This is a genomic window from Arthrobacter sp. KN11-1C, from assembly GCF_052180225.1.
GTDB lineage: Bacteria > Actinomycetota > Actinomycetes > Actinomycetales > Micrococcaceae > Arthrobacter.
This window is the reverse complement of the sequence record NZ_CP197467.1, coordinates 4,275,047-4,297,937: the sequence shown is the minus strand read 5'-3', so window position 1 is coordinate 4,297,937 and position 22,891 is coordinate 4,275,047. Positions and strand designations below refer to the sequence as shown.

Below are 22,891 nucleotides of genomic sequence, written 5' to 3'. Positions count from 1 at the left end.
TGGACACTAAGGAGATGGACATGAGCGTAGGACAACGCTCCGCAGCAGGCGCCGCCCCCGGCAAGGGCGCAGGCCTCAAAAAGATCGTTGCCGCCTCGATGGTGGGCACGGTGGTTGAATGGTACGAATTCTTCCTCTACGCCACCGCCGCAACGCTGGTTTTCGGCAAGTACTTCTTCCCGCCCACCGGCAACGACCTTGACGGCATCATCCAGGCGTTCCTGACGTACGCTGTGGGCTTCATTGCGCGGCCCCTCGGCGGCATTGTCTTCGGCCAGATCGGCGACAAGCTCGGCCGCAAACCCACCCTGCAGCTCACCATCGTGATTGTCGGTGTCTCCACCTTCCTGATGGGCTGCCTCCCGGGCTTCGCCGACTTCGGCTACTGGGCGCCGGCCATGCTCGTTGCGCTCCGCTTCATCCAGGGCTTCGCACTGGGTGGCGAATGGGGCGGCGCGGTGCTGCTGGTTGCAGAACACAGCCCCAAGGAGTCCCGCGGATTCTGGTCAAGCTGGCCGCAGGCCGCCGTTCCCGTCGGCAACCTCCTGGCCACGCTGGTCCTGTTCGTCATGTCCACCACCCTCAGTAGCGCAGCCTTCCTGAGCTGGGGATGGCGCGTGGCCTTCTGGCTCTCCGCCGTGATCGTCTTCGTGGGCTACTACATCCGCACCCACGTGACCGAGGCTCCCATCTTCCTTGAGGCAAAAGCCCAGGTGGAGGAAGAACAAGCCGTGAGCTACGGCGTTGGCGAAGTCATCCGCAAGTACCCCAAGGGCATCCTGCAGGCCATGGGACTGCGGCTCGCCGAGAACATCATGTATTACCTCGTGGTGAGCTTCTCCATCGTGTACCTCAAGAGCGTGGACAAGTACGACACCTCCTCCTTGCTGCTCGCCCTGCTGATCGCGCACGTTGTCCACTTCATCGTCATCCCGCAACTGGGCCGGCTGGCAGACACCTGGGGACGGAAGCCGGTTTACCTGATCGGCGCCATCAGCGGCGCCACGTGGCCGTTCTTCGCCTTCCCCATGTTCGACACCAAGAACGCGGTGGTGATCGTCCTCGCCGTGACCATCGGCCTCTGCCTGCACGCCTTCATGTACGCAGGGCAGCCGGCCATCATGACCGAGCTCTTCCCCACCCGCATGCGCTACTCGGGCGTCTCCCTTGGCTCCCAGGTCACCTCGATCTTCGCCGGTTCGCTCGCCCCGCTGCTGGCGACCCAGTGGCTCAAGGACACCGGATCCTGGATGCCCACGGCCATCTACCTGGTGATCTCCTGCGTGATCACCGCCGTCGTTGTCCTGACGCTCAAGGAAACCCGCGGCGTGGCGCTGGAAGACGTCGACAACGCTGACGCCGTTCGCCACGGCCTCCCCGTGGGAGCCCGGGCATGACCCTGGAGGGCCGCAAGGCCCTTGTCACCGGCGGGGCGAGCGGCATCGGGGCAGCATGTGCCACGGCCCTCGCCGCGCGGGGCGCGAAAGTTGTGGTGGCCGACGTCGATGCCGCCGGAGCCGCGGCGCTCGCCGACAAGCTGGGCGGCACCGCCTGGCCCGTCGACCTGCTCGACACCGAGGCGCTCGCCGGCCTCAGCCTGGATTGCGACATCCTCGTCAACAACGCCGGCATCCAGAAGGTTGCTCCGATCGAGGAGTTCGAACCGGCAGATTTCCACCGCATCCTGACCCTCATGCTCGAGGCCCCTTTCCTGCTCATCCGGGCCGCACTCCCGCACATGTACGCCAACGGATTCGGCCGGATCATCAACATCTCCTCGGTCCACGGGCTGCGGGCATCGGCCTTCAAGAGCGCATATGTCTCGGCCAAGCACGGACTCGAGGGGCTCAGCAAAGTGACTGCCCTTGAGGGCGGCCAGCACGGAGTCACCTCCAACTGCATCAATCCGGGGTACGTGCGTACGCCCCTCGTCGAGAAGCAGATCGCGGACCAGGCCCTGCTGCACGGCATCCCCGAATCGGAGGTCCTGGCCAAGGTCATGCTGACGGAGTCCGCGGTGAAACGCCTCGTGGAGCCCGCGGAAGTAGCGTCGCTGGCCGCGTGGATAGCGTCCGACGACGCCGGCATGGTCACCGGGGCCAGCTACACGATGGACGGGGGCTGGTCCGCCCGCTGAGTCGCCCCTCGATGTCGTAGGCTGGTGCGCACGAGGGGAGCGAATATGGGTCTCGATCCGGTCAGCTTGAAGATAGCTGTGGGCGTTGTCGCGTCTACTCTCTGCCTGCTGTTCTTCGGATCGTTCCGCCGGACCCGCTCCGCGTACAGCGGCTGGTGGTGCCTCGCCCTCGTTTTCTTGCTCTCGGGGAACATGGCGTACCTGCTCAGCGGGACGTCCCAGCAAATCTGGGCGGGTCCCCTCGGCAATGCTTTGCTGGTGGCGGGCGCGTTCAGTGTGTGGGCAGGCTCGCGTTCGTTGAGGTTGCTTCCGACGCCGCGATGGCAGCTCCTCGCGGGACCCGCCGCCACCGCCGTAGCCGCCGCGCTGGAGAACCCCGCCACCAACGTGTGGTCCGGCGGCCTGGTGTATTTGGCCATGATGTCCTTGGGCATGGGTTTGGCAACAGTTGAACTCTGGCGGTTGAAGCCCAGCGTTTCGCAGGCCCACCGCTCCTTGGCACTTGCCGCGGGAGTGCTGGCGTCCTTCTTCTTCTGCCGGGGGATCGCCTACCTCGTGGAAGGGCCCGACGGCCCGGACTTCGGCACCTACCTCAGCTCGGCAACCACCAGCGTGGTCACCATCGTGCTTCTGGTCACCGTGTCCTTCAGCATGACGGCGCTGAGCAATGAGCAACTGATCAACGGCCTCAACGAACGCGCCACCCGGGACGGCTTGACGGGGCTCCTGAACCGCACTGCCTTCATGGAGTTGGCCACCCAGGAAATCAACAGGCTGCACTCCGCGGGATCGGTTTCCACGTTGATCCTCGCCGACCTCGACCATTTCAAGTCCCTCAATGACAGCCATGGCCACGCTGCCGGCGATACCGCCATCCAAGCCTTCGCTGCAGCGTGCCAGGCCTCGGTCCGCCACACGGACCTCGTCGGGAGGTACGGCGGAGAGGAATTCACCATCCTGCTTCCCGGTGCCGATCTGGAGAGCGCGGAACTCATCGCCAGCGAAATCAGCCGCCGTTTGGCCTCGGCAGAAGCTCCGGACGGCATCACTTTCCCCACGGTGAGCTATGGCATCGCCCCCAGCACCCTCGCCAATGCCGAGGTTGCCCACATGGTCGTGGCCGCCGACAAAGCCCTCTACCAGGCCAAGTCCCTCGGCCGGAACCGCGCGGTCTGCGCAACCTCCTAACTGCGGCACCGCGCCGCCGTCGTGCGCTGATTGCCGCGGCGCTCAGTGGTCTGCTGAGCCGCCGTCGTCGTCCGTGTTCAGCTCAGCCTCGTCAACGGCGGAATGCTCGATGTAGGACTCGACCGCCGACTCCGGAACGCGGTAGGACCGCCCGAACCGCACAGCATGAATGGCATGGGAGTTCACCAGGCGGTAGACGGTCATCCTGGAGACGCGCAGCGCTTCAGCGACCTCTGCAATTGTCATGAATCGGTTGGCTGGAATGCCGGCAGCGGACATGTTCACCACGGCTTTCTCAGCTGGCGGTAGTCGTAGTAGACCACGGCGCCGCGTCTTGGGGCGACGGTATGCAAACCAACCGACGAGCCTTTGATGACAGCCACGACGCCCTCCTGGCATCCGTTGAAGGGATCGTCACCGGCCACATAGTCGCCCACCTTGAAGGGGGACGCCGTCGTTTTGGCGTGTTTGGCTGCCCTGGAATATAGCTGGCGTAGTCGCGAAGCCAGCTCGCGGCGGCGCTGCCTGCGCATCCGCGCACCGTGCCTTGAATACGGATCGAACATCGGAATCACTCCTTTGCAGTCGCGATCCACCAACGGTAGGCGCCCACCACACGTGACACATGAGTGACTTTCACCCGTTATGGAACATGGGTCACTCACGTCACTTGGACTACTACTCGGACAGGTCCGAAGGCAAGCAAGTGGTCATCCGAGTAGTCCGGGCAAAAGACGGGTAGGGGCTACGCATGCCGGGCCGGGCGAACAGTCCCTACGCTCAAGTCAAATGTTCCGTCAGGTCTGGGAGGGGGAACAATGAGGCGAGCTGCAAAGGCAGGAATCGTCGTTGCGGGCGTGGTGGCGGTCGGGCTAGCGGGGGCAATCACCCTCAACGCCACGCAGACATCATCAAGCTCGATTGCCGGCGCCGCGCCGTCGGTCACCGTGAGTGCGGTGGCTTCTGCGGCCGGTGCAAGCACGACGCCGACCGCGACGCCGAGTGCCCCCGCGTCGGCGCCGGCCGCCAACAGCCCGGCCGCCAGGACGCCGCCTGCCGCGGCACCTTCAAGTCAGGCCCCGGTCCCCGCCCCGGCGAGCAGTGCCAAGCCCGATGCCCCGGTGCCGGCGCCCGTCGTGCCGGCTCCGGCTCCAGCTGCGCCTGCTCCTGTGGCACAGGGGCTCGACGCGGCGGGGATCCAACGTATCAAGGACAGCTGCACTTCGAGGCTGCAAAGCGATGCCGCCCACTCCGCAATCGTGACCGGAACGGTGGTGCCCCGGCCTTTCACCGTTGTCTCCATCGCGTTCTCCGGGAACCCCGCCCAGTCAACGGCGGCCTCGGGCCTTGCGTCGTACGACATTCTCATGAAGATCACCACCAAGCTTGTTGATGGTCCGGCCCAGGACAGCGTGCGGGTCTGCCGGGTCTACGACTCGGATTCGCACGTGGATTGGCTTCCGGCCGGCTGAGACGGTAGCCGCTCCCGGTCCTGCGACTCTAAGACTTGGTGCCGGTGAGCGCCAGGGTTCCGCCGAGCCCGATCATCATGACCCCGCCCGTGGCACCCAAGGTGGAGATCCGCCGTGGTGAGCGGGCAAACCAGTGGCGTGCCGTGCCCGCTGCGAGGGCCCAGATACTGTCCGAAATCAGCGCGATGACCAGGAAGACTGCCCCCAGCTCAGCGAGCTGAAGCGGAATGCTGCCGCTCGAATATGCCACGAATTGAGGCAGGACGGCTACGAAGAACACGATTGACTTCGGGTTGCTCGCACCCACGATGAAACCCTCGCGGATCAGCCGCCACAGGGACCGCGACGGCGGCGGACCGGCCGCCGTCGAACGCCCGCCGCGGTGACGGATCGCCTACACGCCGAGGTAGATCAGATACGCTGCGCCGGCGAACTTGATGATGGTGAACAGCATGATCGATTGGGCCAGGACCGCACCAAGTCCCAGCGCCACGGCGAGGATCTGCGGAACCATGCCCAGGGCATTTCCAAGGACGCTCAGGAGCCCGCCTTTGCGGCCGAGGGCGAGGGAACGCCCGATCACGAACAGGACGCTGGGACCGGGGACTGCGATGAGGACCAGTGCGGCCAGCGCAAACGCCAGGAGGTTGGTGAACGGAACCATCCCTGATGATAGCGCTGGCCTGCGGTGACGGTCGATGGCTGGCGGGAGCCGCCGTCGTCGTCCTGGTCAGGGGCGCTAGGAGCGCCGGGCGACCACGGGAATCGAGGCTGTTTCGTCGACGAGGTCGGCGCGCACCCGTCCGCCGCCGCGGACCCAGAGCTTGTAGGCCAGCACCAACAGTCCGAGCCAGACAGCACCGACGTACAGGGCCACGCGGGTGTCCTCGAAGACCCCAAGGATCACGATCACGAGGGCCATGAAGGCGATGGTCGCCACGGACGCCGCAGGCCACCACGGCGAGGCGAATTCCGACGCCGGAAGTCCCTTGCGCTTGATTTCGCGCTTCATGGCAACGTGCGAGGCGAGGATCATGACCCACACCCAGACTGTCGCGAAGGTGGCGATGGAAGCGATCACCAGGAACACGTCCTCGGGAATGACCGCGTTGAGCACCACGCCCACCAGCAGGATGCCGCCCATGAGGACCACGGTCATCCACGGAACGCCGTGTCTCGAGATCTTGCCGAAGCTCTTCGGGGCATGTCCTTGCTGGGAAAGCCCGAAGAGGATCCGTCCGGCGCCGAAGATGTCGCTATTGATGGCTGACAGCGCCGAGGTGATGACTACGGCGTTGAGGATGTGGGGCGCCGCGGGGATGCCGAGGCCGCTGAAGATCTGCACGAACGGGCTGCCGTTGTTCCCGATATCGTTCCACGGGAACAGGCTCATGAGCACGCCGAGCGTCAGGACGTAGAACAGCAGCACGCGGACCGGAACGGTGTTGACGGCCTGCGGAATGACCTTCTTGGGGTCGGCGGCTTCGCCCGCAGTAATGCCGATCGTTTCGATCCCGCCGAAGGCGAACATGACAACGGCGAAGGAAGCAAGGAGACCGCCGAAACCGTTCGGGAACAGTCCGCCGTGGTCAACGAGGTTCCCCAGCCCCGGTGCCGCGCCTCCGCTGCCGGAGTGGAAGCCGAACACGATGATCGCGGCGCCACCGGCAATCATGGCGATGATCGCCACCACCTTGATGAGCGAGAACCAAAACTCGAGCTCCCCGAAGACTTTGACGCTCAGGAGGTTCATGGCGCCAAGGAGGAAGATAATCGCCAGGACCCAGATCCACCGGTCCACTTGCGGGAACCAAAAGCCCATGTAGATGCTGAAGGCCGTCACGTCCGCGATTGCCACGATGGCCATCTCGAAGACGTAGGTCCACCCGGTGATGAACCCTGCCAGCGGTCCCAGGTAACGGCTGGCGTACTGGCCGAACGAGCCGGAGACGGGGTGGCGGACGGCCATTTCGCCGAGGGCCCGCATCACCATGAAGACGGCGGCTCCACCGATCATGTATGCGAAGAGAACCGACGGTCCGGCCTTTTGGATCGCAGACGCAGAACCGTAGAATAGGCCTGTTCCGATGGCCGAACCGAGCGCCATGAAGCGGATGTGGCGGACGTTGAGGCCACGGCTGAGAACTGTGGTGACCGCGCCTTCGACGCCTTCGACGACTTTGGCGGCCGGCGTCCTGACGGCTGTTGGGGCTTGCTGCATGCGAATACCTTCTCGTCATTGGGAGGGGGACTGTTAACCAGCAGACCATTCCGGAGCGGGCTGTGATGGGACTCACGGGACATCGTTGTCTCGGTTCTCAGACGCTGCGCCGCGGACTGGCTGTTTCGTGCGCGAATGTCTGGTATTCCAGACACCTTAATGTTCTGATTGGCTTCCCGATCCGCTCCGCGGGGCGCACGCTTAAGTACGGGATCCCGGACACCCACCCGGCCGCCTTGGGGGCAGAAGGGGCGGGCCGGGCATTACCGTGCACTCGAAGAGGAGCCATGACCATACAGCCATCCACTCAAGGCCGGGCCGCTTCCAAGGTCCCGGCTGCCGAGAACACCCTGCGCATCCTGAAGTTGCTTGCGTCCCGGCGTGGCCCGATGGCAGCGTCCAACATCGCCACCGCGCTGGGCCTGCCCCGGTCCAGCGTCTACCACCTGCTCGGCGTCATGGAGGCCAACGGATTCGTCCTGCACCTTCATGAGGAGCAGCGCTACGGGCTTGGCATCAGCGCCTTTGAACTCAGCTCGGCGTACTCGCGGCAAGAGCCGTTGTCGCGGCTCGGCCGCCCCATGCTCGCCGCCCTCGTGGATGCGATCGGCGAGAGCGCGCACTTGGCTGTCCTGCACGGCCGCGATGTGCTCTACATCGTGGAGGAGCGGGCCAAGAACCGCCCGTCCCTCGTGACCGACGTCGGGGTCCGGCTTCCCAGCCACCTCACCGCCAGCGGGCGCGCGATCCTGGCCGCACTGCCGAAGTCGCAGGTCAGGGCACTCTACCCGAACGCCGCCGCCTTTACCGCCCGGCACGAGATGGAATCGCCCATCATGAAGTACTCGGCCTTGTCCTCGCATTTGGACCAGGTCCGGCAGCGCGGCTACGCGACCGAACACGGCGAAGTCACGCCTGGATTCGGTTCCGTGGCCGCCGCCGTCACCGACCATTTGGGATGGCCGACGGCGGCAGTCGCCGTGACATTCCTCGAGGACCGGGTGCCGGCCGAGGAATGGCCCGCGTTGGCGGCCCGGATCCAGAAAACGGCGGACGAACTCTCGATCCGCATCCACGGCCGCCCGTCCTAGCCCGCCCCGCCCCAACTGACTCGCAGTAGTTGTCGTTATGGGCGCTCATAACGACAACTACTGCGAGTCAGTTGAGTCTGGTATTCCGGACAGCACCCTCCCTAAAGCCATTCCAAGACCCTTGCGGAGGGGCTCTACTGGATACAGAAGGACTTCCACCTAGCAACCTCCAGAGACGAAGGAGTCATCATGGCACCCGCCGATTTCACCACCGGAGCCCGTCCGGTCAAGGCCGCCCGCGGCACCGAGCTCACCGCCAAGAGCTGGCAGACAGAAGCGCCGCTGCGCATGTTGATGAACAACCTGGACCCGGAGGTCGCCGAACGCCCGGATGACCTGGTGGTGTACGGCGGCACTGGCCGGGCAGTCCGCTCCTGGGCCGCGTTCGACGCCATCACCCGCACCCTGGAAACCATGGAGAAGGACGAGACCCTGCTCGTCCAGTCCGGCAAGCCCGTCGGCGTGTTCCGCACCCACGAATGGGCGCCCCGCGTCTTGCTGGCCAACTCCAACCTCGTGGGCGACTGGGCAACGTGGCCCGAGTTCCGCCGTCTCGAGGCCGAGGGCCTGATGATGTACGGCCAGATGACCGCAGGGTCCTGGATCTACATCGGCACCCAAGGCATCTTGCAGGGCACCTACGAAACCTTTGCCGCCGTCGGGAACAAGCTCGCTGCAGAGGGTCGCCACCCGGCCCCCGCCGCGGAAGGCTCCACCGAGGGGCCGCTCGCCGGCACCCTGACCCTGACCGGTGGTTGCGGTGGCATGGGCGGCGCCCAGCCGCTGGCCGTGACCCTGAACGACGGCGCGTGCCTGATCGTCGACGTCGACGAGACCCGCCTGCGCCGCCGCGCTGGCAAGCGTTACCTGGACGAGGTCGAAACCGACCTCGACGCCGCGATCGCCAAGGTCGTCAAGGCCAAGGAAGAGCGCCGCGGCTGGTCGGTGGGCTACGTCGGCAACGCAGCCGAAGTGTTCCCGGAACTGCTGCGCCGCCACAAGGCCGGCGAGCTGACCATCGACGTCGTGACCGACCAGACCAGCGCCCACGATCCGCTCTCCTACCTGCCCGAAGGCATCAGCGTGGCCGAGTGGCACACCGAGGCCGAAGCCGACCCTGAAGGATTCACCAAGAAGGCCCAGGCCTCCATGGCCAAGCATGTCCAGGCCATGGTGGAATTCCAGGACGCCGGCGCCGAGGTCTTCGACTACGGCAACTCGATCCGCGACGAGGCCCGCAAGGGCGGCTACGACCGGGCGTTCGAGTTCCCCGGCTTCGTCCCGGCCTACATCCGCCCGCTGTTCTGCGAGGGCCTGGGCCCGTTCCGTTGGGTCGCGCTCTCGGGTGACCCCGAAGACATCGCCGTCACCGACGCCGCGATCAAGGAACTCTTCCCGGAGAACGCCCACCTGCACAAGTGGCTCGACGCCGCCGCCGAGCGCGTCGAATTCGAAGGCCTGCCCGCCCGCATCTGCTGGCTCGGCTACGGCGAACGCGCCAAGGCCGGCCTGCTGTTCAACCAGCTCGTAAAGGAAGGCAAGGTCAAGGCGCCCATCGTGATCGGCCGCGACCACCTGGACTCCGGTTCCGTGGCCTCCCCGTACCGCGAGACCGAGTCCATGGCCGACGGCTCCGACGCCATTGCCGACTGGCCCTTGTTGAACGCCCTGATCAACACCTCCTCCGGCGCTACCTGGGTCTCCATCCACCACGGTGGCGGCGTGGGCATCGGCCGGTCCCTGCACGCGGGCCAGGTCTCCGTCGCCGACGGCACCGACCTCGCCGCCGAGAAGCTCGAGCGGCTCCTCACCAACGACCCCGGCATGGGCGTCATCCGCCACGTCGACGCCGGCTACGACCGCGCCGTCGAGGTCGCCAAGGAACGCGGCGTCCGCATCCCCATGACGGAAACCAACTAACCAGACCCCACAACCCCAACTAGCTCGCATTAGTTGTCGTTATGGCACCCCAAAACGACAACAACTGCGAGCTAGTTGGGAAGAACGAGGAAAAATGACAGTTACAACACACCAGCCGCTGACCGTCACGCTCGGTTCCAGCGGAGTCACGCCGGAGGACGTCGTCGCCGTCGCACGCCACGACGCCAAAGTGACCATCTCCCAGGAAGCCCTGGACACGGTTGCCAAGGTCCGCGCCCACATCGACGGCCTCGCGCACAGCGAAGTCCCGGCATACGGCGTCTCCACGGGCTTTGGAGCCCTGGCCAACCGCCACATCCCCAACGAGCTCCGCACCCAGTTGCAGAAGTCGCTCATCCGCAGCCACGCCGCCGGCATGGGCCCGGCAGTCGAGCGCGAAGTGGTCCGCGGCATCATGTTCCTGCGCGCCAAGACCCTGGCCTCGGGCCGCACGGGCGTTCGCCCCGTGGTCCTGCAGACCATGGTGGACGTCCTCAACGCCGGCATCACCCCCGTGGTGCGTGAATTCGGCTCCCTGGGTTGCTCCGGCGACCTTGCCCCGCTGTCCCACTGCGCCCTCGTCCTGATGGGCGAAGGCGAAGCCACCGGGCCCGACGGCGAGCTCTACGGCGCCGCCGGAAAGAAGCCGGTTGCCGAGCTTCTCGCCGCACACGGCATCGAGCCGGTCGTCCTCGCGGAAAAGGAAGGCCTCGCGCTCGTCAACGGCACCGAGGGCATGCTCGGCATGCTTCTCATGGCCATCGCCGACCTGCACCTGCTGCTTACGACGGCGGACATCACCGCCGCGCTCAGCGTCGAGGCGCTGCTCGGCACGGACCAGGTGTTCCTGCCGGAGCTGCACGCTGCCCTGCGGCCCCACCCGGGCCAGGCTGCAAGCGCGGACAACATGCTGCGTGTGCTGTCCAACTCGCCGATCGTCGCTTCGCACCGCGTCAATGACACCAAGGTCCAGGACGCGTACTCGCTCCGCTGCGCACCCCAGGTGGCCGGCGCGGTCCGCGACACCGTGACGCATGCCGAACTCGTGGCTTCCCGTGAGTTGGCTGCAGCCATCGACAATCCCGTGGTGCTCCCGGACGGCCGCGTGTCCTCCAACGGAAACTTCCACGGCGCCCCGGTGGCGTACGTCCTGGACTTCCTGGCGATCGCCGTGGCGGACCTGTCCTCCATCGCCGAGCGCCGCACGGACCGCATGCTGGACCCAGCCCGCTCGCACGGCCTCCCGGCCTTCCTTGCCGACGACCCCGGAGTGGACTCGGGCCTCATGATCGCCCAGTACACCCAGGCCGGCCTCGTCTCGGACAACAAGCGCCTCGCCGTGCCCGCATCAGTGGACTCCATCCCGAGCTCGGCCATGCAGGAAGACCACGTCTCCATGGGATGGCACGCTGCCCGCAAGCTCCGCAAAGCGATCGAGAACCTGCGCCGCGTCCTGGCTGTGGAACTCGTGACGAGCACCCGTGCCCTCGACATCCGCACCAAACTGTCCGGTGGCGAACTCACCCCGGGGCCGGCCGGCACCGCTGTGATCGAGGTGCTGCGCGGCGTCGTCGATGGTCCTGGTACCGACCGGTTCCTCTCACCTGAGCTGGAAGCCGCGGACTGTCTTGTAGGCGCCGGCGAGGTGCGGGCGGCCGCCGAATCCGCCGTCGGAATTCTCGCCTGACGCCGAACAAAATACTGTTCGCGTGAACAATAGGAAGCGCCCCGGAAATGTTCGGCAATACGTCCACCGGGGCGCTTTCTGTGTAGTAGAACTTATGGGGTACGGCATTGTCCACGCCGAAGATGCCGTGGGCTTGCCGGGGAATATCCGTTCACAACTGAAGTAGCGAACATCCACAAAGGGGTAGAAGTTCAATGAAGGCACGCGGGACAGTCCTGTCCAGGCGAATCGCACAGTCCGCCGTCGTTTCCAACTGGGGAACGTTGAAGGTGGGGGAGCGGATCGAAGTCGTAAGGCACGCACATGTGGTCGCGGCGGGGGAGGTGCAGGAAGTGTCGGACAGCGGCAATGTCGTGTGGCTTGAACCCGCAGGACCTGGCGCCGATGAAGCCGCCAAGCAGCTTTTCATGAAGTCCGACGGCGTGGAGTTGCGCCGGGCGTAGTAACTCTATAGATCAAAAAACCGGGGCTTGTTTCCCATTCCGCGCCTTCTTGGCGTGGTCTGGGAAACAAGCCCCGGTTTTTGTCTGAGCTGTTACTTGGTTGCCTAGGTTTCCTAGGCGGCGAGGACCTCGTGGGTCTGGCCGAACGGGACCGACTCGTCCAAGGCAACGGTGTAGCTTCCGGGCTCCCGGCGGGTCACCAGGATCCCGCAGCGGCCGTTTTCGGCAGCGGCTTCGATGAGCGTGCTGACGGCTTCGTCAAGTCCGGCGTGGACCTCGTCGACGGACGCAAAGGACAAATGGATCTCGTTGTTTTCAATCGTGGCAGTGCTCATTGGGGGCCTCCTTCTGCAGGATGCCGCGGGGGGAGCGGCAATTCCTGCATAAAAGATAGCAAAGAGTCATGGGATGTCTGTCATTCTGCGAGCTGGATCACCGGCGGGCCGAGGAGACGTGGTGGCGGGATTCGAACCCGCGTGCGCTGCTTTGCAGGCAGCTCCCTGGCCGCTCGGGTACACCACGTGCATCGAGGTTAGGCAGGCTGGGGCGCGCAAACCAACAATGGTTTCGAAGCCTTTCGCCGGGTTTCGTGGCGTTGCTTCACGTGTCCTCCCGCGACGCGCTTTTCGCCCAACTAACTCGCAGTTGTTGTCGTTATGAGGGCTCATAACGACAACAACTGCGAGCTAGTTGGGTTGGGTGGGGCCCTACCCCAGCAGCGTGTTCACCAGGCGCGCGGCCACCTTGGCGGTCCGCGAGTCGATGTCGAACTCGGGGTTGAGCTCGGCGACGTCCAGGTGCAGGAGTTTCCCGCTCGCGGCAAGCTGTTTGCACACAGCGCTGATAACGGGCAGCGGCACGCCATACGCTGCGGGGGCGCTCACCCCGGGAGCCACCGACGCCGGAAGCACGTCGAGGTCGATCGTCAGGTACAGCACGTCCACGGTGTCCAAGAACCCCGCCACGAAATCCCGAACGGCCTCGGCGGAGCAGTCCTCATCCAGCAGGTACTTTACGCCCAACCGGTCAGCCGTGTTGAAAAGGGCTCGCGTGTTGTTGGGCTCGGAGATTCCGACGACGGCGTAGTTCAGTTCGCGGCCTTCGGCGGCTTCCGCTCGGGCCATCTGCAGGAACGGCGTGCCTGAGCTCGGCACCGGCTCGTCCCGCAGGTCGAAGTGCGCGTCCAGGTTCAGGACTCCGAGGCGCTTGCCGCTCCGCACAGCCTCCGAGGCTGCCACGCCCAAATAGCTGGCGAAAGCAGTCTCGTGCCCGCCGCCGAGCAGCACGGTGAGCTTGCCGGCGTCGAGCAGTTCCGAAATCACGCCGCCCGCGCGCTCCTGGCCCGCCTCCAGCGAGCCGTCCTCCACGACGACGTCGCCGGCGTCGAACACGTCCCGGTCGAGGTGGAAAGCCAGCGGACCCAAGGCTTGGCGGATCGCCTCCGGAGCGGCCGCCGCGCCCATACGGCCTTTGTTGCGCCGCACGCCTTCGTCACTGCGGAAGCCCACGACGACGGCGGGCCGGGAGCCCGCTTCCGTCGCGCCGGGGGCGGTCGCACTGGGAGTGTGGGGTACCACGGCCTGCCACCAGCGGCGGTGCTCATCGCCGTCGCCGTCGAAGCGGCCGGTCCATGGCGTGGGGCGGACATCGGCAACAGCGCGGGAAATCTCCATGGTTAAAGCTCAGCGCATGACGGCGCCGAAAAGTACCGCTTGCAGGCGGAGGGTGTCCGGTATTCCGGAAAGGCCTATTTGACTCCCAGGATTTCCTCGACGGGACCGATCCCGAAGAACAGCAGGAACGCCGCGGCCACAGCCCACATGAGCGGATGGACTTCGCGGGCACGGCCCTGGAAGGTGCGGATCAGGGCGAAGGAGATGAACCCGGCGCCCAGGCCGTTGGCGATCGAGTAGGTGAACGGCATGAGGGCCATGGTCAGGAACGCGGGAATGCCGACGCCCCAGTCCTGCCAGTGGATCTTGCCCACCTGGGACACCATCATGAAGCCCACCACCACCAGGGCGGGTGCAACGGCCTCGAAAGGAACCAGATTGATGAGCGGGGTGAAGAACATGGCCACGAGGAACAGCAGGCCGGTCACGATCGAGGCCAGGCCGGTGCGGGCACCTTCGCCGATGCCGGCGCCGGATTCCACGAAGATCTGGTTGGAGGACACGGAGGAGCCGCCGCCGATGATCGCGCCGAGGGCGTCGACCTGCAGGACACGGTCCACATTGGGGATGTTTCCGTGCCTGTCGATGTTTCCTGCTTCCCTGGCCAGGCCCACCATGGTGCCCATGGCGTCGAAGAAGATGCTGAGCAGGATCACGAACGCCAGCAGGGTTGCGGCGATGATGCCAAGGTGCTGGAACGCGCCGAAGGGGTTCGCCTTGCCGATGAGCGACAAGTCCGGTGCGGCCCACTCGGTGAACTTGGGCGCCACCAAGGACCAGCCGCGGGGATTATAGGTCTTGCCGTCGAAGCTCGGTCCGATGTGCAGCGTGAATTCCAGGATGGCCGCGAGGGCCGTGGAGACGATGATGCCGATCAGGATGGCGCCACGCACCTTGCGGACAACCAGGGCGATGGTCAGGACGAGGCCGACGACGAACACCAGGGTGGGCCAGCCAAGCAGCTTCCCGTCGACGCCCAGGCCCAGTGGGACCGTGGTGCCCGCGGCGTCCGGGATTCGGCGTACGAAGCCGGCATTGACCAGTCCGATCAGCGCGATGAAGAGGCCGATGCCCACCACGATCGCGGTCTTCAGGGCCTCAGGTACCGCTTTGAAGACCGCGGTCCGGAAACCGGTGAGCACCAGGATCAGCATGGTGAGGCCCGAGAGCATTACCAGGCCCATCATGTCCGGCCATGTCAGGCCGGGGTGCGAGGCAATCGTGACTGCCACGAAGGCATTGACTCCCAGTCCGGTAGCAATTGCGAACGGGTGCTTGGCCCAGGCTCCCATGAGGATCGTCAGGATGCCGGCGACGAAGGCCGTGGTAGCGGCGACGGCGGCGAAGCCAAGGGAATTGCCGCTCGAGTCCGTCCCGGAAAGGATCAAGGGATTGAGGACCACGATGTAGCTCATGGCAAAGAAGGTCGCGAAGCCGCCTCGGATTTCGCGCGAATAGTTGGATCCGCGTTCCGAGATCTTGAAGTAGCGGTCGATGGCTGAGCCCTGTTTGAGCATGGGGGTCTCCGGGGATCGGGGAAGTGTGCTCTCAAATCCTATGCCCGCGGCTTCGGCCCTCCCGCTAATTCGCCTAGTCTGTAAGGAATCCAACATCAAGGGAGTCCATCGCTCATGCGCCCTATCCGCCAGCTGCTGGCCGTCGTCGTCGCTTTCACAGCGGTTCTTTTCTCTGCCGCCCTGTTCTCGGCAGCACCCGCCTTCGCGCACGACGTCGCAGAGTCAACGTCACCGGCCAACGGCTCATCGGTTGCCAACGTTCCGGACTCCGTGTCCGTCACGTTCAACAACCGGCCGCTCCTGCTCGGCTCACAAATCCAGGTGAACGACTCCTCAGGCCGGAACTGGGCAGATGGTTCCGTCGAGATTGTGGATGCCGTGGTGTCGCAGAAGCTGCGGCCGGGGGCGCCCGCCGGCGCCTACACCGTCGTCTGGCGGGTTGTCAGCTCGGATTCGCACCCCATCGAAGGCACCTTCACCTTCACCGCCAAAGCAGCAAGCACGACGGCGGGCAGCGCCTCCGCGGGCACCGCGCCTTCGGCAGAGGTGCCCACCGCCGGCACTGCCGCACCCGGTTCGACGACGACGCCGGAGAAGGTGCCCGATGCTTCCCAGCCGTTCCCTTGGAGCATTGTGGTCTTCGCGGTGGTGGCCGCGGGCCTGCTGGTTTTCCTGGGAATTACCGCACGGCGCAGGCTGGCAGGTGGAGGTTCCGATGATGCCGCGGATGACGAGGACTCCGATGATGCCGGGGATGACGAGGACGAGCCCAGCAGCTCCGAGAAGAAGTCCTAGGCCAGAGCAGGAATTGCTGCAAAGGTGCCGGTGAGGGCCCCGTGGACGCTGTCCGGGTGGACCTTGGCGGAAATCGCCTGGCCCACCACCTTGGCCTGGCGCAGGACTTCCTTTGGCGTGGGTGTGGCAAGTTCGCCGACTCCAACCAGGTACATTCCAATCGCGCGCATGGCTGCGACCAGGTTCTGGCCGATAGCGATGCCAAGCTCGGCTAGCATCCGCCGCAACTGGCTCTGTCCACAGCGGGTGACAACGACGTGGTCGGCCAAAAGCACTCCGTTCGCGGTGTGCACGGCCCATTGGTAAGAGACAACGCCTGGGGAGACCACGCCGGGGGAGGCCATGGTCTCCGCAGCGGCCACGGCCGGGGCGGCTTCGTCCAGGCGATCGAGGCGGACAGCCCGCGTGGTGCTTCGGACGTCGAGGCCGTGGCTGGCTGCGTAGTTGCGCAGGTGCCTCAGGATTTCGCTGCGCTCTTGGAGGCACGCGGCGTCGGCGGCGTCGCAGCGCTGCAAGATGCCGGTGTTGAGCGGCTGCAAGGGGCCAGGGACGTACATTCCGTCCACCACGATGGCATCCACCCCGTAGCGGCTGAGTTCGCTGGCCACGGCCAGGCCGGGCATGCCGGCACCGATGACCACGGCGGTGGTGCGTTCCGTACTCGCAGCAGGCATGGTTGACACAGCTTGGCTCCTCTTTGAAGGTGCGTTGCCGAAGGCAACACCGGGGGTCGGCGTCCGGGTCCCCAAGCGGTCGCGAATGATGGCCGTTGATGTGTTGAAAAACACTATCCCCGGTCACCAGTGCCTCGAACATTACAGAAGAAATCGCGTGGTGGATAGCCCCGGCATCGGCATGTCTGCCGCCGCGTTTTTCCCGCCACGATTCGGTGGATTTCCACGCCCCGGGCCGGTTTCCACATACGCTTCTTCCGGCTTGATTCGACCCTTGCAAACGAGAATAGTGAGCATTGGAGACCGCAACTCACGGCAGGCGCGCGAGAAACACGTTGTGGGCGCGGGCTCTGGCAGAATAGCCGCAACATCAGCCAGCAGTGCGAGGAGGCAGGCCCCATGGACCAGCACGGCAAACACTCTGAGAGCCATCGAGCAGAGACCGAAGGCAACGGAGAGGAACCGTCCATTGCCCCGGGAGGAATCGTGGTGGGCGTTGACGGCAGTGAACACGGCCAGTGCGCCCTCCTTTGGGCAGCGCGCGAAGCCGAACGCAGGCAGCTTCCCCTGCATGTAGTCACGGCCTACTCTGTGCCCATCTTTGCGGCTTCCGGCCTGGACGGCGGCTATGCGACCGTGGATGACTCCGTGATCCGGGACGGCGCCGAGGCCATCGTCAAACAGGCCCTTGAGAAGGTCTCCGGCTACGCCATCGACGTCGATGGCTCGGTGGAGAACGGAGATGCCTCCGGCGTGCTGCTCGATCTGTCCGAAACGGCCGAGCTCCTGGTCTTCGGCACCCGGGGACGCGGCGGGTTCGTGGGCAGGCTCCTGGGCTCCGTGAGCAGTGCCCTGCCGGCGCACTCGAAGTGCCCCACCGTGACCGTCCCGCTCTTCTGCGCAGACCGGTTCGGTGAAACCACAGAGGACAAGCACATCAAGGCCGAGCGCGCGAAGGCCGGCCCCCACGTAATTGAGAATGTGGTGGCAGTCGGTGTGGACGGCTCGGAACAGGCCCGCGTTGCCGTCTTGGAAGCCGCGGAGCAGGCCCAGCGCATGGGCGCGAAACTGCGCGTCATCTGCGCCGTACCCGAGTACAGCGGCTCGTTGGCGTGGGTTCCGGCACCCCTGGACAGGGAAGCGCTCTTCAAGGACATCAGGGTTCAGCTGGACGCAGGCTTGGCGTGGCTCAAGAGCCACTTCCCCAAGCTCCCGGCGGAAACACAACTGCTGGACGGTTCACCCGTGGAAGTCCTCGTGGAGGTGAGCCGCGGCGTCGAACTCGTAGTGCTGGGGACGCGCGGGCGGGGAGGCTTCGCAGGGATGCTCCTCGGATCGACGTCGGATGGAGTCCTGCACCACGCCAAGGGGCCCGTGCTGGTTGTTCCCGACCGCGAGGATCCCAGGCTGGCGGACCGCGTCAACTTCGGTCCCATGCTCGGCGCCGCATAAGCGGCACGGCCAAGGACCGGTGAACGCAGGCGGACGGCAATGGCGGAGCACGCACAGCCCGGGGAAGGCCCGCGCCTGATCGTCGAGTTGCGCCGGATCCGGGCAACCCTGCTTCCGGAAGTCGGCGGCAAGGCGGCCAATCTGGGCGAAATGATCTGGGCGGGACTCCCGGTCCCGCCCGGTTTTTGCCTGACCACGGAGGCTTACCGGCGCGCGCTTCAGCCTGAAGGAAGCCCCGAGCCAGCCCTCACGGATATTTTTCGTGGCCTTGAGGCCGTGGAACCCAGCGACCTTGAGGGGCTCGCTTCCCTCGCGGCCCGCGCCAGGGAAGCAGTGCTCGACGCCGGCATCCCGGCCGAGGTCGAAGGGGCCGTCCGCTCGGCCTACTCCGCGCTGGGCCAGGAAGTCCCCGTGGCGGTCAGGTCCTCTGCCACCGCCGAGGACCTGCCCTTTGCGAGTTTCGCCGGACAGCAGGACACCTACTTGAACGTCGTGGGGATCGGCGCCGTGCTGCAGGCCGTCCTGAAGTGTTGGGCCTCCCTGTGGACTGACCGGGCGGTCAGCTACCGTGCAAGCAACGGGATCGACCACGCGACGGTGACGCTCGCCGTCGTCGTCCAACGGATGGTGGACGCTGAGTCTGCCGGAGTGTTGTTCACCGCCAATCCGGTGACCGGGCGGCGCCGCGAGGCGGTCATCGACGCCAATCCCGGGCTCGGCGAGGCTGTTGTCTCGGGTTCCGTGAATCCGGACCACTTTGTGGTGGATTCGCTCACCGGCAGGATCACGGAACGATTGGTCGGCGACCGGAAGCTGGTGATTCGCCCTGTTCCTGGCGGTGGGACCGAAAGGCTCTCTTTGTCCGGAACCTCCGACGCGGCCGCGCAGGCTCAAACGGCCGGGGATGCTTGCCTTGCCGACTCCCAGATCCGGGCACTCGCGGTCCTCGGCCAGCGCGTCGAGGACCATTACGGAGCACCGCAGGACACTGAATGGGCCATCGATGGCGACGGCAAGCTGTGGCTCACCCAGACCCGTCCCATCACCACGCTGTACCCGCAAATGACCCGGAAGCCCTCGGTCCCCGGTCCCCACGCGTACCTTTGCTTCAGCCTCGCCCAAGGCCTCACCCGTCCCTTGACTCCCATGGGCCTTGCGGGCATCAGGCTCATGGGGTCATCGGTAGCCGTCGCCGCGGGATTCCGCGTTCCCGAACCGCGGGACGGCCCTCCGCCCTATTACGAGGCGGGGCAGCGGATCTATTTCGATCTCACGTCGGTGTTCCGGAGCGAAGCCGGGCGGGCCTTCGTGCCCAGGATCTTCGATGTCATGGAATCACGTTCGGCAGCCATCATCCGCGCCCTGTTCGAGGACCCGCGTTTCGCCGTCACCAGCAAGACGCCGTTCAAACTGCTCAGGCACATTGGCCCGATCGTGCTCCGCTTCCACCTTCCGGAGACGCTGCTGCGCGCGCTCGTTCGGCCGGAAGTTGCCCTCCGCAAGGTGGGACGGCTCGGGGAGGACCTGTATGCCGCGCATGACGTCCCCGCCGATGCCACCCCCCGTGAAAAGCTGGACCACGCCGAGCGGATACTGCGCGAAGAATTGTTCCCCATCCTGCCCAATATCCTGCCTCCGGTAGCGCTCGGGTTCGCGATGATCGGGCTGGTCCGGAAGCTACTTGGCGAACAGGCCTCCTGGGGTGAGCTCCAAACCATCATCCGCGGCCTGCCCAACAACGTCACCACTGAAATGGACCTTGCGCTATGGCGGCTTTCGGCCAGCATTCGTGACGATCCCGCTTCCTCCGAGGCTTTTACCGGCGGGGATCCAGCTGCGCTCGCGGAGAGGTATCGGAACGGCGGGCTGCCGATCGCCGCGCAATCGGGGCTGGCCTCCTTCCTGCGCGACTACGGGCAGCGGGCCGTCGCCGAAATCGACCTGGGCATGCCCCGTTGGTCCGACGACCCGACCCACATCATCGGAGTCCTGGTCAATTACCTTCGCCTCGACGATCCCCGCCTGGCGCCGGACAAACAGTTCGAAAAAGCAGCGCGCGACGCCGAGGAGCAAGTCGCGGTGCTGGTGGCCCGTGCGCGGTCCAAGAGTCCGCTCCACGCCAAGATCGTGAAAGGGGCACTTGAACGGACACGCATGTTCGCGGGACTCCGCGAATTGCCCAAGTATCACCTCGTACGTGGCTTCGCCACAGTGCGCGCCCGGGTTTCGGAGGTAGGGGAGGCCTTGGCGGACGCGGGAGTCATCGAGGACGCCGGCGACGTCTTCTTCCTGGATTTCAACGACGCCCGCAATGGCTTGGACGGCAAGGATCTCCACGAGGTGGTGGCCCAGCGGCGCGAGGCGTACGAGCTTGAACTCAAGCGCCGCCACGTGCCTCGCGTCCTGCTTTCCGACGGCACCGAACCGGAAGCCCTGCCCGGTTTCCTTCGCGGCGGATCGGAGGCGCCGGCGTCGGACGGCCTGCTGCACGGAACCCCTGCCTCGGCGGGAACGGTGACGGCGGTGGCCAGGGTGATCATGGACCCGGTCGGCGCGCACCTCGAACCCGGCGAAATCCTGGTGGCACCCTCCACGGATCCCGGCTGGACGCCCCTCTTCCTGACCGCCGGCGGGCTCGTGATGGAGATGGGCGGACCCAACTCCCACGGAGCTGTCGTGGCCCGTGAGTACGGGATTCCCGCCGTCGTGGGCGTCCCCGACGCAACCTCCAGGGTCAGTACGGGACAAACGATCACGGTGGATGGCGCCACGGGGACGGTGGCCATCTAGCCGAGACCGCGGGTCTGGTCCGGGAGCTGCGTTCCGGACCACAGCCAGCGGCCTGCACCCAAGATCCCGGTGGCTATCCCCAGCCGAGCTCGTGCAAGCGGTCGTCGCCGATGCCGAAGTGGTGGGCGATCTCATGGATCACGGTGATGGCCACCTCGTCGATCACTTCCTGGCGGGACTCGCAGATATCCAGGATCGGCTGCCTGAAAATGGTGATCCTGTCCGGGAGGGAGCCGGCGTCCCACCAAGAGTCCCGTTCCGTCAAAGGCACGCCCTCGTACAGGCCAAGGAGAACGGTGTCCGGGTCCTCTCCGGGCTGCGGGATGTAGTCGTCCTCGATGAAGATGGCCACGTTGTCCATGGCCCGGGCCGCTTTGTCCGGAATGAGGAGCAAGGCATCGCTGACCGCTGCCTCGAAGTCTTCCGGCGACATCTCGAAAGGAACGGTAGTGAACTGCGCCGCCCCGGAACCAGCGCCAGTACCAGTCCCGGAACCAGCCCCGTTACCCACACCGGAACCAGGGAGAGGAGTGGAGTTGCGCGGGCCGCCAGGGGCATCGCCGTCGGGAACGATCGGCAGGCCGGGAGGAAGATTCGCGGGCATGTTCTGACTCTAGTCCGCGGCCCGGTCATTGACGCACGATGTGCTGGCAGCTACAGTTTTCCGGGCTGGTAATTCGTATAACCAAGCCCCAGGTTAAGCCCGGCCAGCCGTGCGGATCCTGTGACAAGCCCCCGGAGTTCCGAGCAGACAGGCCAGCCCATGACCCGCCCCGGCAGCCGTTCCGGCACGACGATGAACGACGTCGCTGCCGCTGCCGGCGTATCCCAGGCCACGGTTTCGCTGGTGCTCAACGACGCCGCGGGAACCAGGTTCTCGGAAGAAACCCGACGCAGGGTCCATGCTGCCGCCCACGAACTGGGGTACCGGACCAACGCCCACGCCAAAGTGCTCCGCGATGGCGTCGCCGGGATGATCGGCTTCGTTGGCGATTTCGTGGCTACCGCGCCTTTTGCCGGCAAGATCATCGAAGGCGCCCAGGCCCGGGCTTGGGAGGCCGGGCTGCTCCTCCTCACCGTCAATACGGGCGGTGACAAGGCCCTCGAGGCCGCATCGCTGGAAACCATGCTGTCCTACAAAGTGGCCGGAGTGGTCTACGCCGCCATGTACCACCGGGTCCTTGACGTGCCGGACGTCCTGGCGGAGGTGCCCGCCGTCGTGCTCAATTCGCGCGACCGTTCCGGCCGCTTTCCGAGCATCGCCCCCCGGGAAGAGCTGGGCGGCTACACCGCCACCAGACAGTTGGTGGACGCGGGCCACCGGCGCATCGCGATGATCAACATCGGCGCGGTGGACGGTGAGCTTCCCGCCGCCGTCGGACGCTACGCGGGCTATCTCCGCGCACTCGACGAAGCCGGCCTGCACCCCGACCCCGGGCTCCACCGGATCGGCGACGGGCATGAATCGGGCGGTTTCGACAATACGTTGGCACTCATGACCGGTCCGCAGCCACCCACCGCCATCTTCTGCGCAAACGACCGCACCGCCTGGGGCAGCTACCAGGCGCTGGCCCAGCTTGGGCTGTCCATCCCGCACGATGTCTCGCTGGTGGGTTTCGACAACCAGGAAACGCTTGCCCCGCATTTGCGGCCCGGCCTGACCACGCTCGAACTGCCCTTCCTCGAGATGGGCCGGCGCGCTATTGAAGTGCTGCTCGCCGGCGCGGAACGTGATGGCAGTACCGAATACTTTGAATGTCCCCTCGTCGAACGCCATTCCGTGGCGGCGCCCCTGAAATCCATCGCTAGCAGCTGAAACTCCCCAAACAAG

The 22,891-nt window shown here is 65.7% G+C and carries 20 protein-coding genes, 1 tRNA gene and 1 pseudogene; 12 read left to right on the top strand and 10 right to left on the bottom strand.

Annotation, left to right across the window (positions count from 1 at the left end):
• The first annotated feature begins 20 nt into the window (after nucleotides 1–20).
• Genes ACSBOX_RS20110 through ACSBOX_RS20100 form a run of 3 tightly spaced genes read left to right on the top strand, consistent with a single transcriptional unit; the run spans nucleotide 21 to nucleotide 3,325 of the window.
• Nucleotides 21–1,397, top strand: a complete 1,377-nt coding sequence (locus ACSBOX_RS20110; RefSeq protein WP_442544040.1) for an MFS transporter — start codon at nucleotides 21–23, stop codon at nucleotides 1,395–1,397.
• On the top strand, nucleotides 1,394–2,137 hold the full coding sequence (locus ACSBOX_RS20105; RefSeq protein ID WP_442544039.1) for a 3-hydroxybutyrate dehydrogenase: 744 nt from the start codon (nucleotides 1,394–1,396) through the stop codon (nucleotides 2,135–2,137). Before ACSBOX_RS20110 ends, ACSBOX_RS20105 begins: the two co-directional genes overlap by 4 nt.
• Nucleotides 2,138–2,182: 45 nt before the next feature.
• Nucleotides 2,183–3,325, top strand: coding sequence for a diguanylate cyclase (locus ACSBOX_RS20100; protein WP_442544038.1), 1,143 nt, complete (start codon nucleotides 2,183–2,185; stop codon nucleotides 3,323–3,325).
• Nucleotides 3,326–3,367: 42 nt separating this feature from the next.
• On the opposite strand, the gene ACSBOX_RS20095 is transcribed toward ACSBOX_RS20100, so the two are convergent.
• Together ACSBOX_RS20095 and ACSBOX_RS20090 are read right to left on the bottom strand one after the other, a co-directional pair.
• Entirely contained in the window at nucleotides 3,368–3,571 is a 204-nt protein-coding gene (locus tag ACSBOX_RS20095) for a helix-turn-helix domain-containing protein (protein WP_442544037.1), read from the bottom strand.
• Between the two features lie 35 nt (nucleotides 3,572–3,606).
• Entirely contained in the window at nucleotides 3,607–3,891 is a 285-nt protein-coding gene (locus ACSBOX_RS20090; protein WP_442544036.1) for a hypothetical protein, read from the bottom strand.
• 252 nt (nucleotides 3,892–4,143) lie between these two features.
• Between ACSBOX_RS20090 and ACSBOX_RS20085 the strand changes: the two genes are divergently transcribed.
• Nucleotides 4,144–4,797, top strand: a complete 654-nt coding sequence (locus tag ACSBOX_RS20085) for a hypothetical protein (RefSeq protein ID WP_442544035.1) — start codon at nucleotides 4,144–4,146, stop codon at nucleotides 4,795–4,797.
• A gap of 28 nt (nucleotides 4,798–4,825) precedes the next feature.
• Here the strand turns inward: ACSBOX_RS20085 and ACSBOX_RS20080 are convergent.
• Together ACSBOX_RS20080 and ACSBOX_RS20075 are read right to left on the bottom strand one after the other, a co-directional pair.
• Nucleotides 4,826–5,461 (bottom strand): annotated as a pseudogene (locus tag ACSBOX_RS20080) (LysE family translocator).
• A gap of 75 nt (nucleotides 5,462–5,536) precedes the next feature.
• A complete protein-coding gene (locus ACSBOX_RS20075; RefSeq protein ID WP_442544034.1) occupies nucleotides 5,537–7,018 on the bottom strand; it encodes an amino acid permease in 1,482 nt (493 codons plus the stop codon).
• Between the two features lie 287 nt (nucleotides 7,019–7,305).
• Here ACSBOX_RS20075 and ACSBOX_RS20070 point away from each other — a divergent pair, with 287 nt between their 5' ends.
• The 4 genes from ACSBOX_RS20070 to ACSBOX_RS20055 all read left to right on the top strand — a co-directional run bounded on the left by ACSBOX_RS20070 (nucleotide 7,306) and on the right by ACSBOX_RS20055 (nucleotide 12,159).
• Entirely contained in the window at nucleotides 7,306–8,109 is an 804-nt protein-coding gene (locus ACSBOX_RS20070; RefSeq protein WP_345447919.1) for an IclR family transcriptional regulator, read from the top strand.
• 189 nt (nucleotides 8,110–8,298) lie between these two features.
• Complete coding sequence (locus ACSBOX_RS20065; protein ID WP_442544033.1) at nucleotides 8,299–10,029, top strand: urocanate hydratase; 1,731 nt, start codon at nucleotides 8,299–8,301, stop codon at nucleotides 10,027–10,029.
• A 94-nt stretch (nucleotides 10,030–10,123) separates the two neighbouring features.
• Nucleotides 10,124–11,716, top strand: a complete 1,593-nt coding sequence (gene hutH, locus ACSBOX_RS20060; RefSeq protein WP_442544032.1) for a histidine ammonia-lyase — start codon at nucleotides 10,124–10,126, stop codon at nucleotides 11,714–11,716.
• 194 nt (nucleotides 11,717–11,910) lie between these two features.
• On the top strand, nucleotides 11,911–12,159 hold the full coding sequence (locus ACSBOX_RS20055; RefSeq protein WP_078106823.1) for a hypothetical protein: 249 nt from the start codon (nucleotides 11,911–11,913) through the stop codon (nucleotides 12,157–12,159).
• 113 nt (nucleotides 12,160–12,272) lie between these two features.
• On the opposite strand, the gene ACSBOX_RS20050 is transcribed toward ACSBOX_RS20055, so the two are convergent.
• The 4 genes from ACSBOX_RS20050 to ACSBOX_RS20035 all read right to left on the bottom strand — a co-directional run bounded on the left by ACSBOX_RS20050 (nucleotide 12,273) and on the right by ACSBOX_RS20035 (nucleotide 15,349).
• Nucleotides 12,273–12,494, bottom strand: a complete 222-nt coding sequence (locus tag ACSBOX_RS20050; RefSeq protein ID WP_442544031.1) for a hypothetical protein — start codon at nucleotides 12,492–12,494, stop codon at nucleotides 12,273–12,275.
• Nucleotides 12,495–12,610: 116 nt separating this feature from the next.
• Nucleotides 12,611–12,681 (bottom strand) — tRNA-Cys (locus ACSBOX_RS20045).
• 185 nt (nucleotides 12,682–12,866) lie between these two features.
• Complete coding sequence (gene hutG, locus ACSBOX_RS20040; RefSeq protein WP_442544030.1) at nucleotides 12,867–13,832, bottom strand: formimidoylglutamase; 966 nt, start codon at nucleotides 13,830–13,832, stop codon at nucleotides 12,867–12,869.
• A 74-nt stretch (nucleotides 13,833–13,906) separates the two neighbouring features.
• Nucleotides 13,907–15,349, bottom strand: a complete 1,443-nt coding sequence (locus ACSBOX_RS20035; RefSeq protein WP_442544029.1) for an NCS2 family permease — start codon at nucleotides 15,347–15,349, stop codon at nucleotides 13,907–13,909.
• A 114-nt stretch (nucleotides 15,350–15,463) separates the two neighbouring features.
• Between ACSBOX_RS20035 and ACSBOX_RS20030 the strand changes: the two genes are divergently transcribed.
• Entirely contained in the window at nucleotides 15,464–16,144 is a 681-nt protein-coding gene (locus tag ACSBOX_RS20030) for a copper resistance CopC family protein (RefSeq protein WP_442544028.1), read from the top strand.
• On the opposite strand, the gene ACSBOX_RS20025 is transcribed toward ACSBOX_RS20030, so the two are convergent.
• Nucleotides 16,141–16,818 (bottom strand): FAD-binding protein, encoded by a 678-nt coding sequence (locus ACSBOX_RS20025; RefSeq protein WP_442546076.1) that lies wholly within the window; start codon nucleotides 16,816–16,818, stop codon nucleotides 16,141–16,143. The two genes, ACSBOX_RS20030 and ACSBOX_RS20025, sit on opposite strands and share 4 nt — an antisense overlap.
• A 399-nt stretch (nucleotides 16,819–17,217) precedes the next feature.
• On the opposite strand from ACSBOX_RS20025, the gene ACSBOX_RS20020 reads away from it, so the two are divergent.
• Nucleotides 17,218–18,270 carry a universal stress protein gene (locus tag ACSBOX_RS20020; protein ID WP_442544027.1) on the top strand — a complete coding sequence of 351 codons (1,053 nt, stop codon included), beginning with the start codon at nucleotides 17,218–17,220 and terminating at the stop codon, nucleotides 18,268–18,270.
• Between the two features lie 39 nt (nucleotides 18,271–18,309).
• Nucleotides 18,310–21,060 (top strand): PEP/pyruvate-binding domain-containing protein, encoded by a 2,751-nt coding sequence (locus ACSBOX_RS20015; RefSeq protein WP_442544026.1) that lies wholly within the window; start codon nucleotides 18,310–18,312, stop codon nucleotides 21,058–21,060.
• A 73-nt stretch (nucleotides 21,061–21,133) separates the two neighbouring features.
• Here ACSBOX_RS20015 and ACSBOX_RS20010 read toward each other — a convergent pair whose 3' ends face one another.
• Nucleotides 21,134–21,664: a metallopeptidase family protein gene (locus ACSBOX_RS20010; RefSeq protein ID WP_442544025.1), complete on the bottom strand. Its 531-nt coding sequence runs from the start codon at nucleotides 21,662–21,664 to the stop codon at nucleotides 21,134–21,136.
• Nucleotides 21,665–21,823: 159 nt separating this feature from the next.
• Between ACSBOX_RS20010 and ACSBOX_RS20005 the strand changes: the two genes are divergently transcribed.
• A complete protein-coding gene (locus tag ACSBOX_RS20005) occupies nucleotides 21,824–22,876 on the top strand; it encodes a LacI family DNA-binding transcriptional regulator (RefSeq protein ID WP_442544024.1) in 1,053 nt (350 codons plus the stop codon).
• Nucleotides 22,877–22,891: the final 15 nt, after the last annotated feature.

Bases quoted from the DNA above. Each gene is read 5' to 3' on its own strand.
- ACSBOX_RS20095 (WP_442544037.1), bottom strand. From the start codon at position 3,571: ATGACAATTGCAGAGGTCGCTGAAGCGCTGCGCGTCTCCAGGATGACC.
- ACSBOX_RS20065 (WP_442544033.1), top strand. From the start codon at position 8,299: ATGGCACCCGCCGATTTCACCACCGGAGCCCGTCCGGTCAAGGCCGCC.
- ACSBOX_RS20070 (WP_345447919.1), top strand. From the start codon at position 7,306: ATGACCATACAGCCATCCACTCAAGGCCGGGCCGCTTCCAAGGTCCCG.
- ACSBOX_RS20050 (WP_442544031.1), bottom strand. From the start codon at position 12,494: ATGAGCACTGCCACGATTGAAAACAACGAGATCCATTTGTCCTTTGCG.
- hutG (WP_442544030.1), bottom strand. From the start codon at position 13,832: ATGGAGATTTCCCGCGCTGTTGCCGATGTCCGCCCCACGCCATGGACC.
- ACSBOX_RS20035 (WP_442544029.1), bottom strand. From the start codon at position 15,349: ATGCTCAAACAGGGCTCAGCCATCGACCGCTACTTCAAGATCTCGGAA.
- ACSBOX_RS20100 (WP_442544038.1), top strand. From the start codon at position 2,183: ATGGGTCTCGATCCGGTCAGCTTGAAGATAGCTGTGGGCGTTGTCGCG.
- ACSBOX_RS20075 (WP_442544034.1), bottom strand. From the start codon at position 7,018: ATGCAGCAAGCCCCAACAGCCGTCAGGACGCCGGCCGCCAAAGTCGTC.
- ACSBOX_RS20020 (WP_442544027.1), top strand. From the start codon at position 17,218: ATGGACCAGCACGGCAAACACTCTGAGAGCCATCGAGCAGAGACCGAA.
- ACSBOX_RS20110 (WP_442544040.1), top strand. From the start codon at position 21: ATGAGCGTAGGACAACGCTCCGCAGCAGGCGCCGCCCCCGGCAAGGGC.
- hutH (WP_442544032.1), top strand. From the start codon at position 10,124: ATGACAGTTACAACACACCAGCCGCTGACCGTCACGCTCGGTTCCAGC.
- ACSBOX_RS20085 (WP_442544035.1), top strand. From the start codon at position 4,144: ATGAGGCGAGCTGCAAAGGCAGGAATCGTCGTTGCGGGCGTGGTGGCG.
- ACSBOX_RS20005 (WP_442544024.1), top strand. From the start codon at position 21,824: ATGACCCGCCCCGGCAGCCGTTCCGGCACGACGATGAACGACGTCGCT.
- ACSBOX_RS20015 (WP_442544026.1), top strand. From the start codon at position 18,310: ATGGCGGAGCACGCACAGCCCGGGGAAGGCCCGCGCCTGATCGTCGAG.
- ACSBOX_RS20030 (WP_442544028.1), top strand. From the start codon at position 15,464: ATGCGCCCTATCCGCCAGCTGCTGGCCGTCGTCGTCGCTTTCACAGCG.
- ACSBOX_RS20010 (WP_442544025.1), bottom strand. From the start codon at position 21,664: ATGCCCGCGAATCTTCCTCCCGGCCTGCCGATCGTTCCCGACGGCGAT.
- ACSBOX_RS20025 (WP_442546076.1), bottom strand. From the start codon at position 16,818: ATGCCTGCTGCGAGTACGGAACGCACCACCGCCGTGGTCATCGGTGCC.
- ACSBOX_RS20105 (WP_442544039.1), top strand. From the start codon at position 1,394: ATGACCCTGGAGGGCCGCAAGGCCCTTGTCACCGGCGGGGCGAGCGGC.
- ACSBOX_RS20055 (WP_078106823.1), top strand. From the start codon at position 11,911: ATGAAGGCACGCGGGACAGTCCTGTCCAGGCGAATCGCACAGTCCGCC.
- ACSBOX_RS20090 (WP_442544036.1), bottom strand. From the start codon at position 3,891: ATGTTCGATCCGTATTCAAGGCACGGTGCGCGGATGCGCAGGCAGCGC.